The organism is Sphingomicrobium marinum, assembly GCF_026157105.1.
GTDB classification, from domain to species: Bacteria; Pseudomonadota; Alphaproteobacteria; order Sphingomonadales; family Sphingomonadaceae; genus Sphingomicrobium; species Sphingomicrobium marinum.
Map to the genome: position 1 here is coordinate 624,507 of NZ_JANPVQ010000001.1, position 17,488 is coordinate 641,994.

The 17,488-nt window shown below is 59.0% G+C and carries 12 protein-coding genes; 7 read left to right on the forward strand and 5 right to left on the reverse strand.

What is annotated here, in order from left to right; all coding sequences use genetic code 11:
- Nucleotides 1-39 precede the first annotated feature (39 nt).
- Nucleotides 40-789 (reverse strand): hypothetical protein, encoded by a 750-nt coding sequence (locus tag NUX07_RS03165; protein ID WP_265528778.1) that lies wholly within the window; start codon nt 787-789, stop codon nt 40-42.
- Between the two features lie 593 nt (nt 790-1,382).
- Here NUX07_RS03165 and NUX07_RS03170 point away from each other — a divergent pair.
- The 7 genes from NUX07_RS03170 to NUX07_RS03200 all read left to right on the forward strand — a co-directional run bounded on the left by NUX07_RS03170 (nt 1,383) and on the right by NUX07_RS03200 (nt 8,145).
- On the forward strand, nt 1,383-2,585 hold the full coding sequence (locus NUX07_RS03170; protein ID WP_265530730.1) for a tyrosine-type recombinase/integrase: 1,203 nt from the start codon (nt 1,383-1,385) through the stop codon (nt 2,583-2,585).
- A 149-nt stretch (nt 2,586-2,734) separates the two neighbouring features.
- Nucleotides 2,735-2,917: a helix-turn-helix domain-containing protein gene (locus NUX07_RS03175; protein ID WP_265528779.1), complete on the forward strand. Its 183-nt coding sequence runs from the start codon at nt 2,735-2,737 to the stop codon at nt 2,915-2,917.
- Nucleotides 2,917-3,891 carry a hypothetical protein gene (locus NUX07_RS03180; protein ID WP_265528781.1) on the forward strand — a complete coding sequence of 325 codons (975 nt, stop codon included), beginning with the start codon at nt 2,917-2,919 and terminating at the stop codon, nt 3,889-3,891. The genes NUX07_RS03175 and NUX07_RS03180 overlap by 1 nt, the downstream gene beginning before the upstream one ends.
- Before the next feature lie 452 nt (nt 3,892-4,343).
- Nucleotides 4,344-5,237 (forward strand): hypothetical protein, encoded by an 894-nt coding sequence (locus NUX07_RS03185; RefSeq protein WP_265528782.1) that lies wholly within the window; start codon nt 4,344-4,346, stop codon nt 5,235-5,237.
- A 450-nt stretch (nt 5,238-5,687) separates the two neighbouring features.
- Nucleotides 5,688-6,752, forward strand: a complete 1,065-nt coding sequence (locus NUX07_RS03190) for a DNA cytosine methyltransferase (RefSeq protein WP_265528784.1) — start codon at nt 5,688-5,690, stop codon at nt 6,750-6,752.
- 2 nt (nt 6,753-6,754) lie between these two features.
- Nucleotides 6,755-7,723 (forward strand): HNH endonuclease, encoded by a 969-nt coding sequence (locus NUX07_RS03195; protein ID WP_265528786.1) that lies wholly within the window; start codon nt 6,755-6,757, stop codon nt 7,721-7,723.
- Between the two features lie 2 nt (nt 7,724-7,725).
- Nucleotides 7,726-8,145, forward strand: a complete 420-nt coding sequence (locus NUX07_RS03200) for a very short patch repair endonuclease (RefSeq protein ID WP_265528788.1) — start codon at nt 7,726-7,728, stop codon at nt 8,143-8,145.
- 34 nt (nt 8,146-8,179) lie between these two features.
- Here the strand turns inward: NUX07_RS03200 and NUX07_RS03205 are convergent, their stop codons facing one another.
- The 4 genes from NUX07_RS03205 to NUX07_RS03220 are packed head-to-tail and all read right to left on the reverse strand — an operon-like array spanning nt 8,180 to nt 17,055.
- Complete coding sequence (locus tag NUX07_RS03205; RefSeq protein WP_265528790.1) at nt 8,180-9,880, reverse strand: NERD domain-containing protein; 1,701 nt, start codon at nt 9,878-9,880, stop codon at nt 8,180-8,182.
- Between the two features lie 4 nt (nt 9,881-9,884).
- Nucleotides 9,885-11,753, reverse strand: coding sequence for a DUF1998 domain-containing protein (drmB, locus tag NUX07_RS03210; RefSeq protein ID WP_265528792.1), 1,869 nt, complete (start codon nt 11,751-11,753; stop codon nt 9,885-9,887).
- On the reverse strand, nt 11,750-14,917 hold the full coding sequence (locus NUX07_RS03215) for a helicase-related protein (protein ID WP_265528793.1): 3,168 nt from the start codon (nt 14,915-14,917) through the stop codon (nt 11,750-11,752). The genes drmB and NUX07_RS03215 overlap by 4 nt, the downstream gene beginning before the upstream one ends.
- The gene (locus NUX07_RS03220) at nt 14,914-17,055 is read right to left on the reverse strand and encodes a UvrD-helicase domain-containing protein (protein WP_265528794.1); all 2,142 of its coding nucleotides are present in this window, start codon (nt 17,053-17,055) and stop codon (nt 14,914-14,916) included. Before NUX07_RS03220 ends, NUX07_RS03215 begins: the two co-directional genes overlap by 4 nt.
- Nucleotides 17,056-17,488: the final 433 nt, after the last annotated feature.

Here is a 17,488-nt window from a genome sequence, read left to right on the forward strand (position 1 = left end):
AGAAGTCCGGCAGACCCGACTGGCGAGTCGGCGGTGCCCTCAAATCGGAAGCAGGAACTTTGAGTTTCTACTCGGCGTGAACAGTCGCGCATCGCTCGGGAGCTTGGCCTTTGCAGCCAGGCAAACCTTGTTGACGTTCTCTCGCTTTTTGAAGTTCCAACTTTCCGGATCGGGAAAGTAGCGGGCCTTGCCACTTCCGTGCCGCTCCCATGTCACCGGGTTTTCCGGATCGGGCGGATTGCGACCGAAGGCGAACAGCACGTCCGATCGGATGCCGTTCAGCTTCGCATAATGGAGATGATAGCCACTCTGGTTATGCTCTTCCGCGGTCACCTCGTGCTTCTTATGTGATTTTCCGAGCGGTAGCGTCACGACGAGATAGAGCACCGGAGTTTCGATTGGGTCGATCAGCGGCGCCACCTCGACGAGATCAATATAGCTCCACGACGCGTTTAGCCGCTGCGATCCTAGCTCAATGAAAGTGGCTTGGACCAGTTCACCGTACCGCTGCCTTAATTCCCGTAGATGTGGCGTCTCGGAGACGCCGGGATTTGGTCCATCCGTGATATTGATATCTCTTAAGAGCCGTTCGGCCTCCCGAAGAGGCGCCCGGATGTTGTCGACCGGAACGTTGCTCTCGTTCCAAAATAGCGGTTCCTTTGACGGAAAAAGCTCTCGCACTTGCTGTCCGATTTCTTCCCCTCTCGCCAAATTTCTTTCAAGTGCGAGCTGAATGAGTTGCGAAATTCCCGCCACTTGGGCCAGCACATCCCCCGTTTCCGAATCCAAGCCGTCCCCCTTCGATTACGCGCGGTCTCGGAAGACAATTCCAAATCCACGCTCCAAAAATCTAGCACGTCCTTCATCGCATTCCTGGTATGATGAGAATATTCCAGAGCGACTGAAAAGTGTATCAACGCCTCTCGACGGCTTCCCATAGGTGAATAACATGTTTCAGTAGAAGCGGTCGTTCATGCATTGAGCGCTGAACGTCATCACTTGGGTCGGCAGCCGCCCTTTCTGAAGCGCTGATCGAACGGCGGCTTTCCGCCTCTCAGCGCCCAGAACCAGCCATTCAGCTACCGGCCCAGATGGGGTCGCTCAATTGCAAATCTCCTATGTCTGTTTTCCACGCTCATTCCGGACATGAATTCACGTTTCTCGAAACTAAATGCCGCCATTGGAAGTTGCCCCACTCCTGTTAGTTGGTGTGCTGCCCGTACCGAGAAATCCACTTAACTGGACAATCCTAAAATCCACAATATCGTAAGTATATCAGATGCTTACGAACTCCATTACGTGTCAATCTGCGTCAAGTCATTTCGCACGTGAGGCGAATAATGGTGTCCGATTCGAAGCACCAAAACGACTGCGAGATTGAGATGCCGAGACTTACAGATCGAACTATTCGTGCCCTTCGGGCCAAGGAAAAACCGTATAAGCGCAATGACGAGCTAGGGTTGTTGCTCGTTGTCTCCCCGACGGGCCGGAAATACTGGCACTTTCGATATCCGCGGGCCACCGGCCAAAATCAGCTGTCTCTCGGTAGATATCCTGAGGTCTCGTTATCCGAGGCGAGAGCGGAGCGGGACCACATGCGGCGCCAGCTCCGTGATGGAAAGGACCCAAGTCTGGCGCGGAAAGAGGCGAAGCTGACGTCAGGTCGGCAACGCGCTGATACGTTTGGATCGATTGCCGCTGCGTATATCGAAAAGGAGGAGAAAAGCGGGAAAGCTGCGGCGACGATTAAAAAGGCGCGGTATTTTGCGGCCAACCTCTCAACAATCGAAAAGCTGCCAATTTGCGAAATTAATCCTCCCACACTTATTGCCGCTCTCCGACCGCTTGAAAGTGCCGCCAAATTCGAAGCGTTGGCAAAAACTCGGTCATTCGCAGCGCGGGTTTGGGACTTCGCCATCGCTTCGGGACTTGCAGATCGCAATCCGGCCCAGAACATTCGCGGTGCATTTGCGACGGGCACCGTCGTGCATCGGGCCGCGCCCTTGGATATCGACCTTCTGAGGGAGGTCCTCACTAAGATTTCCAAGTATGAAAATCCGACGATCCGGGTTGCGTTGCAACTGATTGCACAAACTTATGTTCGGCCAGGCGTACTCCGGCAGGCGGAATGGAGCGAAATTGATTTAGGGTCGCGGCGATGGCGGGTTCCCGCAGAGAAGATGAAGGGTCGCCAACCGTTTGAATTGCCCCTGTCGGTGCGCAGCGTTGAATTATTTCGTGAAATCGGATCGATCACCGGCAACGGAAAGTATGTCTTTCCATCGGCAACGAACAATAAGCGGCCCATGTCGGAGAACGCTTTAAACAGTGCGATGCGGCGGATGGATATCACGAAGGAGCAAGCCACAGCGCATGGCTTTCGCGCTGTAGCGTCAACCCACCTCAACGAGCATAGCCACTTTAGCCCTGATGCGATCGAGATCTCATTGGCGCACAAGGTCGGCAGTAGCGTGCGCCGGGCGTATCATCGAGGCGACCATTGGGAAGAGCGCGTCGAGCTGGCGGATTGGTGGAGCCGGTACCTTGCGGACGTTGAGGCGGGCGCTCACCAATCGCGCCCGTAGCCGGCACTGGCGCGCTCGACTTGACGCACGCACCAGACCTGAAATGCTGGATGAAACGACACGACTCGAGGCGAGACACCACACACAGACATAAGGAGCTCCAGGGAAGGAGAAGGCTCTTCCGCTTTTCTTGACCGAAGGAGACTATTGTGACTGAGTATGTTTCAATCAAGCAGGTGTGCGAGCGCTACAGCGTCAGCCGATCGACCGTGTATCGATGGCGCGACCGCGGCCACATCGCCTTCACAAAGTTTGGAAACACAGTGCGGATCTCGGTCGCCGAGGTCGAGGACTGGGTCGCTTCACTTCCGGAATCCGGAGGCAATATCTGATGGGATACGCGATCAAAAAAATGGGCTCCTCTATCAAGCCCATCAAAATCAAAAACACGTCAGGTGGCGGCAAGCTTTTATGGGGCTGTAACGGCCCATCTATCGACTATCTGGCAATCATTGCAGACGTCGATGATGCAGCCATCGCATCGGAGATGCGGCAAGCCCTGCTTGTGTTGACGAAGGATACTTCCGTCTGGCTCCCGTCGACGAAGAGTGGTGGTGGCTACTCCGTGGCTCGCCGCCTACGGCTCGGATCACTCGACCAGCTTCCCAAGGCCGTCGGAAAGGACAGTCTGCCGCACTTGGAGTGGCGGTGGGACGCTAATGGCGTGTCGCGACTTCGGCTGTCGTTCAACCCCACAACAATTGGCGCGGAGGGCATGTTAGATCTGCATAACGAATTGCAGAACATCTGCCATGAAGGTTGGAAGTATTTCATTCAGCACGGAAAGCTAACCCGCGCTGACATCAAGTACGACGTCGCTCACTGGAGCATGGGGGATTTCTACGTGATCCCAACACACGCCGTGTCGCAAATTTCATGGAATAAATCCGGAAGATTTACTGGGGTGGTCTTCGGCGGGTCGAAAGGACGGCAGCTCAGAGTGTATGACTTGAAAGAGAAGCACGGCATGAATGGTGTGCGTTTGGAATGCAAAACTCTGCCAAATATGCCACTGATTGCACTTCCCAAGATGGCCAATCCATTTGCCAAATACGTGGTAGCTACTGCTTGTTTGCCAGCTCCAAAAGCACTGAAGTCATGGGAATGGTCGCTTCTGTGTCATGCGGCCACTACGATTGGTATGGCCAACGCGATCAAGAAATTGCCGACGCAATACATGCGTTCCTTGGTCAAAAATCACATAGCATCTTTCCCAGCTCCCACTTGGAAAGCGAACGAGCTTTGGAAGGGCTGGAAAGCCGCTGTCATCAACTCAAAGCTGGTAAATCCGTCCGCATGGTATTGACGCCGATCGAGTAGCCAAGAGTGCTTGTCCGATTGAGACAATAAGCTGTCCAAAGACTGTCCAAATCGGCAATTTCAAGGAGATAAGACAAGGGATTTGGACAAAGCGTTGATTGAAAGTGAGTTGCCGTCCGTCTAACGACCAACACAAGCTGGCAATCTCAAGTCGCATTCTCGATTTGTGCGATTGATTGCATTTCCCGATCCGTCAGGGCCGAGAATGAAAATCTTAAATTGATTCATCGGTCGGCCTGTATAGCAAAGCAATGGGTCAAACGCTCCCCGTCAACTGGGAGAGCAATCATCAAAAATAATCGACCGATCGTCCGCCTAGATCCATGGGCCGCCAGCTCGTTGCTGCAGAAGGCAATCCGTAGGGGTGAAGTAGAACACGCGCTGCTGGGGCTCCGAACACTTCATCGATATCGAGGTAAGGCAATATGGAAGCGTTTGTTGGGCATCGCCTTCGAAGATATCGGTCAGTCGGATCCTAGACTGACTGGCGAAATAGTTTTCCTAGCCACGCGTCAGGACGTCAGAGAGGCGCTCGGTGGCGACTACGACGTTGCGTCAATGCTCGTCAGCAAAATGTGTACGGCAGCTAAGGATCGATCTGCCGACCATCTCGCTTGCCGCGTCAACCGATTGCCGTCGGTCAGGCAATCAATGGAAGACATTGATCTGCTAATGCCTGACGGGCTGCTACGAACCTCCACTGATAGGATGGAAACGAGGGACCGGCGGGCCTACGCCATTCTTCGACTTTCGCAGCTTGGCTCAGCGGGCAAAGGAAAAAAGCAGGCGCAGCCATATCTTGAGCTCGTCGGCCATTTCGCAAGCGATCTACGTGGCGAATGGACTCAGGTTGAGTTTGAAAGACTAGCAGCAAACTGGGTGAACGCGCTGGTGCCGCTTGTGCAACTGATTGCACAAACTACCGCTCGGGCAGGCGTCGCAATCGAGCAGGGAGTTCCAGTCACAGCCGAATGCGGCGAGATACCTCTATACACCTTTGACAAGCACACCAGCGTTGGAATCAGGGCAATACGGGAGTCTTCTCGAACCGAAACCAGCGTCATTAATGTGCTTCGCCCGATATTGCCTGAGAGGCGCGAGGCGGTCGCGCGAATGGCGGCATTTTACTGCGATGCGGCCCCCGTCGCGCGGCGCTACAAATTCGAGGGAAGCGACCAATTGAGGACGGACGGAATGAAGGCTGACATGCTCTTCGCCGGTGCAGCGCCCTACAACTCTGAAGAAATCGTACGGACATTTGAATGCGAACTGCCAGCGCTAAACGCGCACAGGATCCGGAGATTAGAGTCCAGCCGACGCCAGAAGGTCTGAAGGCTTCAGTTTCAGCGCTTTGCTGACGCGAAAGAGTGTTAGGAGCGTGAGGTTTCGCTCGTCTTGGTCGACGCCGCCCAGATGGCACCGGTCGATGCCGCATATATGAGCCAAAGCTTCCTGCGAAATTGCACCAGAGAGTCGAGCGGCCCGCACGTCCTTACCCACAGCGACTAGGCCGCCATCTCGATCCAACTTTTCTGATATCTGTTCCATTAGCCTACTCGAACAGCCGTCATTGTATAAATTTCCATGGGGTTAGAGCATTTGGCATGGCTCTTGGCAGTCAGCGGGGCGTCTTACTGCAATCAAACTAAAGGCGATGCTGGGGCTGGAAATGCATCGGTTGAGAATTGTTTGACAGTTCATTCGGTCAGCCTCTATGTTCTATTTATGTTCCGAAGCGCGGCAGTTGCACGTCGGATTCCGACATGGCAGAAGGTCTGAATTATGGCGTGGAAAGTTATCGACTTGTTCAGCGGTGCGGGCGGTATGTCGCTCGGTTTCGTTGATCCGCGCTTTTGCGGAGGCTTCGAAACCATTCTCGCCGTTGACAATGACGAGGCAGCGATCGCCACACATAAGGCCAATTTCAGCGGCGACGCTGTATGTGCCAACATCGAGACCTGGCTCCTCGAGGCAGACGTTCCGCAAGCCGACGTCGTAATTGGCGGACCGCCCTGTCAAGGTTTCAGCTTGCTCAACAAGAAGCGCGACGGCGATGCCCGTCGCGCGTTGTGGGAACCCTTCCTCGATGTCGCTGAGCGCTCCGGCGCACGCGTATTCATAATGGAAAACGTTGCCGAGCTGTTCCGATCCCCCGAGCTCGACGACATCCGCGCACGGGCAAAGGCCGACGGTTTCCTGACCGAAGCCGCCATCCTCAACGCGGCGGATTACGGAGCGCCGCAGACCCGCCGGCGGACGATCGTCGTCGGATGGAAGCCCGGCGCCTGGCAACCGCAGTTTCCACCGCTTTGCTCGCACGCCGAACCGGGCGGCGACAGCAACCTGCCCGATTGGCTGACCGTGCGCGACGCGATCGGCGACCTGCCGCGACCGCGTCGAACTGAAATAAAGGGCGAAGCTCCCCTCGATTTGCATATCCGGCGCAATCCCACAGAGAAAAGCATCGCCCGTTACAAGGCCGTTCCGCCGGGCGGCAACCGTTTCGACCTGCAGCGCAACGCGCCCGAAATCACGCCGAACTGCTGGATCAAGAAGACCTCGGGCGGCACCGATCTGTTCGGCCGGCTGTGGTGGGACAGACCTTCGGTCACGATCCGCACCGAGTTCTACAAGCCCGAAAAGGGCCGCTACCTGCATCCGACGCAGCATCGCCCTATCACCCACAGGGAGGCGGCACGGCTGATGGGCTTCCCCGACGATTTCAAATTCCGCGGCAGCAAGGTTGAAATCGCGCGCCAGATCGGCAACGCCGTTCCGCCCGCGCTGGCGGGGTCGATCGCGCGGATGGTTGCGGATCTTCTGGCGCCGATGGCCAAGTCCGCCTAACTATGGCGAGGCGCGCAGCGGCGCATGACCCGGCGCGCACCGTCGATCAGATCAAGCACCTGCTCGACACATTCCTCGAGCGCATCGATGACGACGACCTGCGAGCGCAGGTGCGCAGCCTGATTCCCGCCTTCCACGCCGTGCGCGACCTCGGTAAATCGCTCATCCCGCCGGAACTCGCCTCTTCGGCGCGCGAGCGAATCCTCGTCTATTTGCAGCGCTATCCGCTGCAGGTGATTGAGGGGGACGAACTACTGGTTGTCGCCGGAATCGGCGAATGGGCGCGCCGCCTGCGCGAACTGAGGGTACAGTTCGGCTGGTCTATCTGCAGCGGCGTGACGTTCAAGGATCTGGCCGAAGATGAACCCGAGGCGGTCGAAGAACTCAAGACCGCGCTCGGCGCCGATCCGTTGTCGCTGCGGCCCGACCAATATGTGCTAATCAGTCCGGAGCAGGACCGCGAAGCCGCGTTGCGTTGGAATGTGTTGAACACCATCCGTAAGAAGCGGCTGTCGGTAAAAGCGCGGCTGCTCGAATATATGCGGGCGAATGTCGGCAACGCGGTTTCGATCGAGGAGCTGCGTTACCTCGCGGGCGACAAGAGCGAATGGGCGCGAAGAATGCGCGAGCTGAGGACCGAAGACGGCTGGCCGATCTATACCAGGATGCAGGGCCGGTCGGATCTTCCGGTCGGAACTTATATTCTCGAAGAGGACAAACAGGCGCCCGAGCATGACCGGCGCATCCCGGACGACGTACGAGTCGAAGTCCTGATCCGCGACAACTTCGCCTGCCGGGTCTGCGGATGGACGCGCGACCACCTCAATCTCGACGATCCGCGCAAATTCCTCGAACTTCACCACCTTAAACCGCACGCCGACAAGGGCGAGAACAGCACCGAAAATCTCGTCACGCTGTGCAATGTCCATCACGATCAGGTCCATGCGGGTCGCTTAACGCTGGAACTCTGACGGTGGACCATCTCGATCCGGAGCGGCGGAGCGAGAACATGCGCCGCGTCAGAGGCAAGGACACTCGGCCGGAACTGACGGTAAGGCGCGCGCTGCACGTGCTCGGAAGGCGTTTTCGCCTGCACCGCAAGGACCTGCCGGGCAAACCCGACATAGTGCTCGCCAAGGACCGCCTTGCGATCTTCGTGCACGGCTGCTTCTGGCACCGTCACGAAGGCTGTCCTCGCGCATCCATGCCCTCCACCCGCAGGGAATTCTGGGAATCGAAGTTTGCACGTACCGTTGAACGCGATGCCGAGCAGACCGCAGCTCTGCGCGCGGCCGGGTGGCGGCCCGAGGTGATCTGGGAATGCGAAACGCGAGATGCTGAGAGGCTCGGCGAGCGCCTGCGCGACATGCTTGAGCGAAACAATCCGGAATAAGTCTACGCAGTATCAAGCGCCTTGTGTTGCTGATCTAAATCAACGCTGTTTTTGCGGCTTCGGCACGACCAAGCCGGTCTACAGTCGCTTCATCGCCGACGACAATGAGATGGCTCTTGGCCCGCGTCAGCCCGACATAGGCGATCTCCGCATCGGTCTCCTGGATTTCGCAGAGGATTACCACCGGCCGATCAAGACCTTTGAACCGCATGATGCTGTCAACGATGATACAGTCGTCCGCAGGCTCGTCGGCAGGGGTCCAGCGCCGCCCTGCCAAGGTCGGCGCTTTCCGAAGGACCGACATGTCGGCGGCGCAGCCGCATAGCACGGCGACATCTCCCGGCGCGATGTCGTCCGCCGTTAGCAATCGGCCCAATTCCTTTTCGACGGTTCGAAGAGTCTTTTCGCTAGTGCACGGCACCCAGCTGACCGGCGCGCCTTCCGGACCCAGGCACGTCTGTTCGCGGCCTTGCCGAAATACACTTCCCGCGCGGAAAATCGCCTGGGTGTTGCGCACATTCTCGGTCAGCTCGAGCGGTTCGGCCTGCACCGCCGCGGCCGCGTCATCGCCGCTGTAAATATTCTGGAAGTCGTCGCGGAAGACGTAAAGCGAACCTTCAGGGTCGAGGAATAGGCCGAGCGCTTCGACCCAGGCCGACTTGAAATCCTGTCCCTCGTCGATGATGAGATCATCATATTGCTCCGGCGGGATATCGAGCCCAATGTCGGTCAGCAGTTCGGGCAGGCGTACCGACCAGAAATGCCGCTCCTCGCAAGCCATGCGCTCCGCGTCGAGATCGATGCCCTTCTCAAGGCACATGCGAGCGCAAAACTCGTGGAACGTCGCGACTGACGCTGTGCTGCCTTCCAGCTCGCTGCGGAGCTGCACGAGAAGTGGCCGGTTGAAGCACAGCATGAGAACCCGCCGATCCGCCCGGGCGGCGCGTCGCGCTTTCTCTGCCGCTAACACAGTCTTGCCGGTGCCTGCGCCTCCTTGGATCAGCGCAAGTTTGGTGGTGCCGAGGAAATCGAGATAGCGGTACTGCGTCTCGGTGAGCTTTTCGATTGCCGCCTCGCATTCCTCGATGACCGACGACAGGCGCGGAGTGAAGTCTATGTCGCGTCCGTAAAAATCCTCGAGCATGGCGATACCCGCGGGCCCGAGGCCGCCCAAAGTCTCCCGTTCTCCTTCGGGCTTCCAGACCATCATTTGGAGCAGGCGTGCGCCGAGATTGGGCAGGTCTTCCCGAAACGCGAAGATTTCCAGCGGAGCGGCTGCACCCATATGCGCAACATTTGCGGGCCGGCTGCAATGAGGCAGGATCACCCCGTGCCTCGCCGAAAGCCACGGCGCGTTGCCGGGCCAGCGCTTCTTAAGCGCATTAAGTATGACTTTCTTCGACTTCATCGCCTGACGCACAGGGTTTTCGATCTCGAAAACCTCGTCGTTGCGGTTTTTCGTTGTCCATTTACCGTCGGCCACGCGCCGCTGCACACGGCCGCCTTTGACTTCGAGCACGAGAAAACCGATCTTCGGATGGGCAATAACGAAGTCGGCTTCCCCGTCGCGCAGCAGCTCACCGTCCAGCCCCACCCACTCACAGGAGTAGAATACGGTGGCACCGGTCAGGATCGGATCTTGCGCGAGCAGATCGTAGACCACAGTTTCGCCGCTTCGCTTCGGATCGCTGCGTATCTCGGGCGGGAGCATCGGCGGGATCATCCGCGCAGGCATCGGCTCAACCGTCCGTTCTAATAAAGGAATCGAAAAAGCCCTTCACGCCGCCAACTCCGTCACCGACGAGCATTGAGCGGTCGAGATAACGGTTGCCCTCTTCACAGCAGGTTTCGGGCAACAGAAGGCAGCTGTGGCAAGCCGCAAGGTTCATGCTCTCCGAAAGGCTCGAAACGCCGGTCCGGCACAGCGGGTCGGATGAGCACCAGAATGCATCACGAACCGCCGAGGCAAGAACCGGAATAAAACGATCGGCCCGCCCTTGACGCTCCAATCCCCCGAGCGTCCCGTCAGCATCACTGGTCGAGGTGTAGATGAGAAACCCCGCCATGCGCGGGTTATCGCCGACATAAATGCGCTCGCGAAGCGATGCGACATCGTAACCGCATTCGAAGGATAAGCGCTTGATTACGGCATGGGCGAGTGAGTGGATGAGGAGGAATGTTGGCGTGATAGGATCGCCCACGCCTTTCTCTTCGTGAATGCGTTCGTACTCCGCGGCGCGGGCCTTTTCGACCAAACCTGCGCGCTCTTGTACCCTAGGGTCGGCGAGCCAGGCATCAATTGCTTTGAGCTTGAGCGAGACGAAGATGCCTTCGCCGCGCACCTCGATCGCGGGAAGCCACGGCAGCGGGGCAAGCGACAAGTCGCCGAACCGACCGCGGCCGGGTTCATCGACCGATGCGTTCTGATAAATGCGTTTGAAACCGGTGAGGGCACGCACTTCGCGGAGGCGCTCGACCCGGCCTATCCTGGCGATATAGGGCTCCGCTTCCTCGGGCACTGGTTCCTGCTTGACCTGAAAGTCGCCCCCTTCCGCATCGCGCTCGAGCCGGATGAACTCTTCAAAGCGCAGCGTATCAAGCGTCGTTTCTTCGTCCAGTTTAAGGCGTTCGCGGATCACCGCCGCATATTCGTCGGCGGACATATTGTGCATCGACGCGTTGGTCGCAGCCAGGCTGGCGATCATCGTCTCACGCATATCGGGGCTCAATTCGCGCAGTGCGCCCCAATAGGCATTGAGCTCATGTTGGATCGCATCGGTCCACGGTGGGATGCTGAGCGTCGAATAGGTGACAGGGAAATAGAGATTGGAGGCCCCGCGCTGCAATGTCCGCGGCGGTGCGGTGCACGGCTCGCGGTCATTGGTCAGCCAAGGGCGGCGGCCGGAGCATTTGTGGCCTTCAAGGCCCTTGGAGGAAAACGCGCCCGCCATTGAGGCGGAAGCGCCGCACCCTTCGGCCGAGCAGCTCACGCGCAGGCCTTCGATGCCCGAGCCGCCTACGCTCTCGAGCCGGAGGCGGCACTGTTTGAAACCCTCGTCGCCTGCATCCGCATCACTGCCCGACAGGCAGGCTAGCGGCTGTCCTCCGCGCATGGCCAGCCAGCGCACCCATGGGAATTCATCGATATGACCGTTTTCGCAGGCCGTCACGAAGCGCGAGGGCACTGCAAAGACCCGCCGCTCTTCGCTCGAGCAGCGAGCGCACCAGCGCGACGGGTCGCCCATTTCTTTTGCCCATTTGCCCGCAAGTTTGAGCGATTTGCAGCTCGGGCACTGTAGCCAAGCCGGAAACCGGTAGCCGTTGAGCCAACGATTCGGGAACGCCGCATCGCGTCCGGCATCGTCGACCGGCGGCAGGCGGAAATGACCTTTATTGAGGACCTTCTCCAGTCGCGCTTCGCGCAGGACATGCGGATCGTTCAGGCCGCCCGCGATCTTGGCGGTCTGCTCCCAGCGGTCGAGCGAGGCGGCAATAACCGAAACTGGCCCGCCGCCCTTTGCGCCTGCACGAAAGTCGATGACTGCGCCCGGACCATACCCGAGAACCTGGCCCCGCCTTACTTTACCCAGATGATTGTTGCGGCTCACACACGCTCCTTCATAAGGAAATCCACCCCGGGCTCGACATTGCGCACGCTGTTGGGCGTAGGCACGGCAGCCGCATCGGCCTTGCCTGTCGCTCGCCGGGCAGCCGCCTCTTCGGCGGACATGAGCAAGCTGGTTTGCAGCCTGCGGTCATCCCAATAACTCTTGATCCGGCCGTCGCCGACCGCCTCGATCCAGGCATCGACAAAGCGCGTGAGCTCGGTCCGCGCTTGCGCCACCTCGCCTGGATCCACGTCTTGGACTCGGTCGATGATCTCCTCGACCAACTGCATAACCTGTGCACGGTCGGCGACCGCGGCGGCAGCGCCGGTCGGATTGATAAGGTGCCGGACCAATGCGACAAGCGGAGCATGCAGGGCCTTGTCGCGTGCGCGCGGCGCAAACGGCGTTACGCTTGAAGGCTCGACCGAGCGGTAGAGCGCGGCATGACGCGATGCGAATGTCTCGAAATGCGCGCGATCGCGGATCTTGTTGTTGTTGAAGAGGGTCACCACCAGACCAGGCTCGCGGCGCCCGACGCGGCTCGTGGCCTGGATATATTCGGCCATGAATTTAGGTTGACCGTTCACGAGCATGAGCCCGAGGCGCGGAATATCGACGCCGACGCTGAGCATGTTGCTGGCGAGCAATACATCGACCGCTTCAGGATCCGAATGTTTGAGATTCAGGCGGTCGAGAATGAGCGGGATTTCCGACGACGCTTTGCGGCTCGTCAGCTCTTCAGGATTGCCGAGTTCGCGCGCCTTCTCGCCTCTGCGCGATGCCAGCGCGTCTATCGTGATGCGAACGTCGTCTTCCATCAGCACCAGCGCACCGCCGAGCACTTTCAAGGAATTGAAATAGGCGACCAAAGTCGCGTAGGCGTCGAAGTCAGAATTGCCGTGCGCCGCGGGGTCGATTTCGGCCTGCAGCAGCGACGCCGACGCCGCCTGCAGGGCAAACTTCTCCGACCGTCCAGCCGTCGTCAATCCGACGTAGAGACGCCCGTCGTCGTCGCGCACCCTGGCAAAGCAGGAATTCGACCAATCGAGCGCGGGCGGCGGGAACTGGAACGCGCTGCGGTTGAAAACCGCACGCACTTGTTCGTCGGCCCGACGGATTGTCGCTGTCGATCCGACGATCTTCGGCGGCCCCTTGGGTGTGCTGCAAAGCCGGTCGATTGCAGCTTCATATAAACCGGTCAGCGAACCCAGCGGCCCTCCGATTAGATGTAGCTCGTCTTGGATGATCAGATCCGGCGCCTCGACCGCCCCGTTCGTTCCGAACAGCGCGCCGCTCTCCGCCTTGCGCACGATCTGTGCGAACTTGTCGACCGTGCCGATGAGCAACGAAGGCGGTTCGGCATAAAGATCATCGTCTACGGTCATTACCGGGATCGCGCCTTCGGGCCGCGCGGAGCGGCAACTTTCCGAAGGGCATCGGCATTCGATGCGCCGGCGCGGCTTGTCGCTGCTCCATTCGAGTTCGCTCGCGCAGACGGGACATTTCGTCAGTTGCCGCGGCGTCGATTTCGCGTCGTAGTCATGCAGCGCTTCGGCGGCATCGGCAAAGCGGTTCGGTGTGCTGTCGCCGCCGACCCACAGTCCGATCGAGAACCGCTTGGCACCCAAATCATCGCTGCCGGTCAAGCGCAGGGTCTCGCAGGCGAGTATCAAAGCCGCTGCACGTTGAAACTGCTGCACCGTCAGCGTGCGCAGCGTGTACCGCATGATGATATTGACCCCGGCTCCCCGCGCGCCGTGGGCGAAGCGGCGATGGAACAGGACGAAGGCGGACAGCAGAAGATAGGCCTCGGTCTTGCCGCCGCCGGTTGGAAACCAGATCAGGTCGAAAATACCGCGATCGTCGTGTCCGCGATCAGCGGCGGAAGGCAGGCACATCAGCGCAAAGGCCAGCTGGAACGGCCGCCACTCGAATTTGAACTCGTTCGGGTCTGTATCCGCAGCCGCCTGCGGATGCTTAGCCGCCCATGCGGCCTGAATATACATCGCGCGGTTGGCAAGACGAAACGCCGTCAATCCTTTGCTGTCCTTGCGCAGGAAGGCGATACCATCCCTTATTCTTCCGGCCGCTTTCCGGCACCTCGCAAGGTTATCGCGCGCCTGCTGCTGCAAAGCCGATGGCAGCTCCGGAACCTCAGCATCGCGCGCATCGATCCAGTTTTCGTACCCTTGCGCAAGAGCATCGAGCGCTTCAAACAGCGCCGGATCCTCGGCAAGAGCAAGCTCGAGGCCGTGTAGCCGGCCGAGGGAAGTGGTCGCGATCCGGTCGCGCAGCAGGGCATCGCCCGAAGCGTCCATTCCATGCACGACGGCTTCCGGCATCCATGTCAGCGAGACCTTATCCGGGGCGGTTTCAGGCGACCAGGATGCCGACGCGGTATGGCCGACAGCATATTCGGCGCAATCGCGGTAGATCAGGTCGGCGACGCGTTCATCCTCGTCGTTGCCGCGAAACGAGGTGCGGCGCGGCACGAACCGACAGCCGTCCGAGCAGCGGAAATCTGCGGCGAACTGGAAAAACGACGCTTCTTCGCTCGCCACCAGCCCCTGGATGATCAGCGGATCGGCCGGTTCGTCCTCGGATGCGGAGCCGCGCGGTAATTCGCGATGAGCGTTGACGAATTGGATCGTGACGGTCGCATGCGCCCCGTCGCGCCGCACTCTTCGGTACATGAGCAGGCCGTCGGCGAGTTCGACATCGTCGCTGCCTTCAGCCAGCGAAACCGCAACGTCGAGCAGTCTGTGTCCGGTCCGCACCCATTCGAGCCGCGGCCTTCCCTTGCCTTTGCCGTCTTCCTCGACATGTTCTTTTGCGCTGTAGCGCGCGTAGGAAAGATCAAGCACCAGCAACGCGTCTTCGTCCGCGACCGCGACGGAAAACGACAGGCCGCAGGTGGCAGGCTTGAACGTGCGCAGCAGTGAAACCGCGTCGCGTTCCTCATTCTCCGCTTCGCCGTCGCCATTCTCCACAGCGATGCTTTCATCTTCCTCTTCGGTGATTTCCGACTGCTGCGGATAGAGGATCGCGGTGAGATAGCGGGCCGAGGGCCTTTCGTTTAGGACTTCAGCCTCGGAACCCGGTCCGATCAGGTCAGTCTTGAAGCGCGACAGAAGGTGCGCGCGTGCCTCAGCCGCTCCGCTCATACGTAAACCATCGGCAGGCCGCATATTTGGGGCACCAGCCAGAAACCGCTGGCTCCGCCTATGCGTTTGGCACCAGCTAGCCGGTCGTCGCCCGGAGGGGCCGCCGTTGAACCGAAGCCCATCAGAAAAATATTATCAATGCGATCGTGGAGCCGCCGGCCCGAGCCGTGATGCTTCTTTGATATTTCATAGAGATCATGCGTCACCCGATTGCCCAAAGTGCCCAAGGGAACGCCAGCATCGGTTTCCACACGCCACAGCCACGAGCCTGGTTCAAGCCGCGCTCTGCACCGCACCGGAAGGTCCTGACCCAGAAGTTCATCGAAAGGCTTTGCCAGCGCGAGCGAAGAATAGGGGTCGAAGTCGCCCTGAAGTCCGATCTGGAACTGATATCCGTTCTTGCCTTTCCGGCCCTTCCGGTAACAGCGACCGCTATCGGTGCTGCTGGCAAACTTCATCGCAAATCCCCCTTGGACGGCCAGACTGCGCTTTGCACGGGTCGCGCCGACAAAGAGTACCCGCGCTTCTTCGGACAGATCCGTTTCATCGGTGCCGTGCCGCGCACCCCAACTGTCGTTAATCTGGAGGAAGACATGATCGGCCTCGCGGCCCTTTGAGGCATGAATGGTCCCGAGGATCGGTCCTGAGTGACCGAATTCCGGCGCCATGAATTCGTCCGGCGGAGCGCCTGCGAGCCGGCTGCGGAGCTTGAAGAGATCGATCCTGTTGCCGCGCATCGCCGCATAGCGGCTGAGCCTTTCCCACCGCGCATCGGCCGAGTTGCCTTCGGTATCCTCACCGAACAGCAATGCCGGGAAATGGTCCCGTGCTTGTCTCCAGCGCTCATCGAATTCGGACCGCTCCAATTCGCGGCCCTCGGTTGAGCCCAGAACGAGCGCAAGCCAAGGCAGCGCGAAGCGCCCCATGCCCGACATTCTCAGCCGGTGTGAGTGCCCCCCGCCCGCCATGAAAGCCGACGCTTGGGCCACTTCAATCCGCTTGCGGAATAGAACCAACGCATCATCGTAGCCCTCGAGCGCATCGTGATTGAAGCCACGGTGTTGCGAGACGGCCGCCGATTTAACTAGCTCAGCCTTCGATTTGAACGAATCCGTGCCGACATCTGCATTGCCCAAAATATCCAGCCGCAAGTCCTCGTAAAGCTTGAGGAGCGGAGCCTCGTTGGTGCGGTAGATCTTCTTCAGCGGTCGCTGCTGCAAATCATTGCCGAGCATCGCCGCCAGGCCGTCGGTAAAGCGGAACAGCTTCTCGCCCGCAGCATAGTCATAAATCGCCTGCGCAGGGTCATGGAACACGGTAATGCCGCAGTCTTCAGGCAGTAGTTCGATCAATTTTAGCAAAAACCGAGCACGGCCGCCGGTGATGTCCTGGGCCTCGTCAACGATAAGGTGCTCTAGATCGCCGAATATGTCGCGAAAATCCTCGATGCGCTCGTCGATTAGCTCTGTTGCAGCATCGATCCCGGTTTCGAATCCGCCGAACAGCTTCTCAACTTCCTCAGGCGAAAAGCCGTAACGGATCTTCCACGCTTGCGAGTCGATTGTCGATATCTTGACCGCGAAGACGTTGCTCGGATCTTCGGCGAAGTCGCCGATCCGCCCCTTAAGCTCGGCGATGGCCGAACGTGTAAAGCTAACTAGCCAGACGTTTGTATCGGCAACGTCCTCAGATTCGATGATATGGGCTACGCGCGAACAAGCGACCGCGGTCTTTCCCATACCGGGGCCCGCTGAGACGAGCAGGCGCGCCGAGCGGTCGGCCTCGATCACGCGCCGCTGGTCCTCATCCCATTCGATCGGCTTGTTGAGAAATGAAACCGTGACGCCCCAGGCCTGCTGCATTGCGCGCAGCATGCGGACTTCACGGCCGTCCAGCTTTTCATCGACGGATGCCATTTCGAACAGGATTGACGCAAGGCGCTCGCGGTCTGTGGGATGCTCGACCCGCAGAAGCGTCGCAGTGAAGCTTTCCATGGGATCATGCATTGCCGTGCCGAGCGCTGCATCAAGCAGCTCAAGCGGCACGCCAAACTCCTCGCACGCCTGCCGTGCAAGCGCGACCTCGTCGCCGTCCACTGAGCCGTCAGCGTGGATGAGAGCGGCAAGCAGCATCGCCATGTGCTCTGCGAGCACACTTTCAGAAGCGGGCACAGGCTCAACCTGCGATACGATACTCGAACTCAACTTTGCCCCCGACACAACCATTACGCTCGATCACGATACTGACGCTAAGTAAAGCTCAAGTCATCAAAAAATCTATTACTTTGAAAATTTCGTACAGTTTCGCTTTCGAGTCCGGACGACAAGTCGTCTTCGCCAAACGTACCGAATCGAAAGCAATGCGGAATGTGGTGTACCGCGTCCCACATTGATGCGCCAATCAGAGTGCGGCGAGTTTTCGGTGTCTGGCGGTGGCAGCAGGCGCAAAGGATCTGCAGATCTTCGATAGTGCTCATGACTGGATTCTCATCGCTGGAAAGCGAAACGCGGTGGTGAACCTCGAACACGGTTTCGGCAATGTGCTCGGGAATTAAGGTGTACCAATCGACCG

Excerpts from the sequence above, each read along its gene's own strand:
- NUX07_RS03220 (WP_265528794.1), bottom strand. The coding sequence starts at position 17,055 with ATGGCGATGCTGCTTGCCGCTCTCATCCACGCTGACGGCTCAGTGGAC.
- NUX07_RS03180 (WP_265528781.1), top strand. The coding sequence starts at position 2,917 with ATGGGATACGCGATCAAAAAAATGGGCTCCTCTATCAAGCCCATCAAA.
- NUX07_RS03170 (WP_265530730.1), top strand. The coding sequence starts at position 1,383 with ATGCCGAGACTTACAGATCGAACTATTCGTGCCCTTCGGGCCAAGGAA.
- NUX07_RS03205 (WP_265528790.1), bottom strand. The coding sequence starts at position 9,880 with ATGCCTGCGCGGATGATCCCGCCGATGCTCCCGCCCGAGATACGCAGC.
- NUX07_RS03190 (WP_265528784.1), top strand. The coding sequence starts at position 5,688 with ATGGCGTGGAAAGTTATCGACTTGTTCAGCGGTGCGGGCGGTATGTCG.
- NUX07_RS03195 (WP_265528786.1), top strand. The coding sequence starts at position 6,755 with ATGGCGAGGCGCGCAGCGGCGCATGACCCGGCGCGCACCGTCGATCAG.
- NUX07_RS03215 (WP_265528793.1), bottom strand. The coding sequence starts at position 14,917 with ATGAGCGGAGCGGCTGAGGCACGCGCGCACCTTCTGTCGCGCTTCAAG.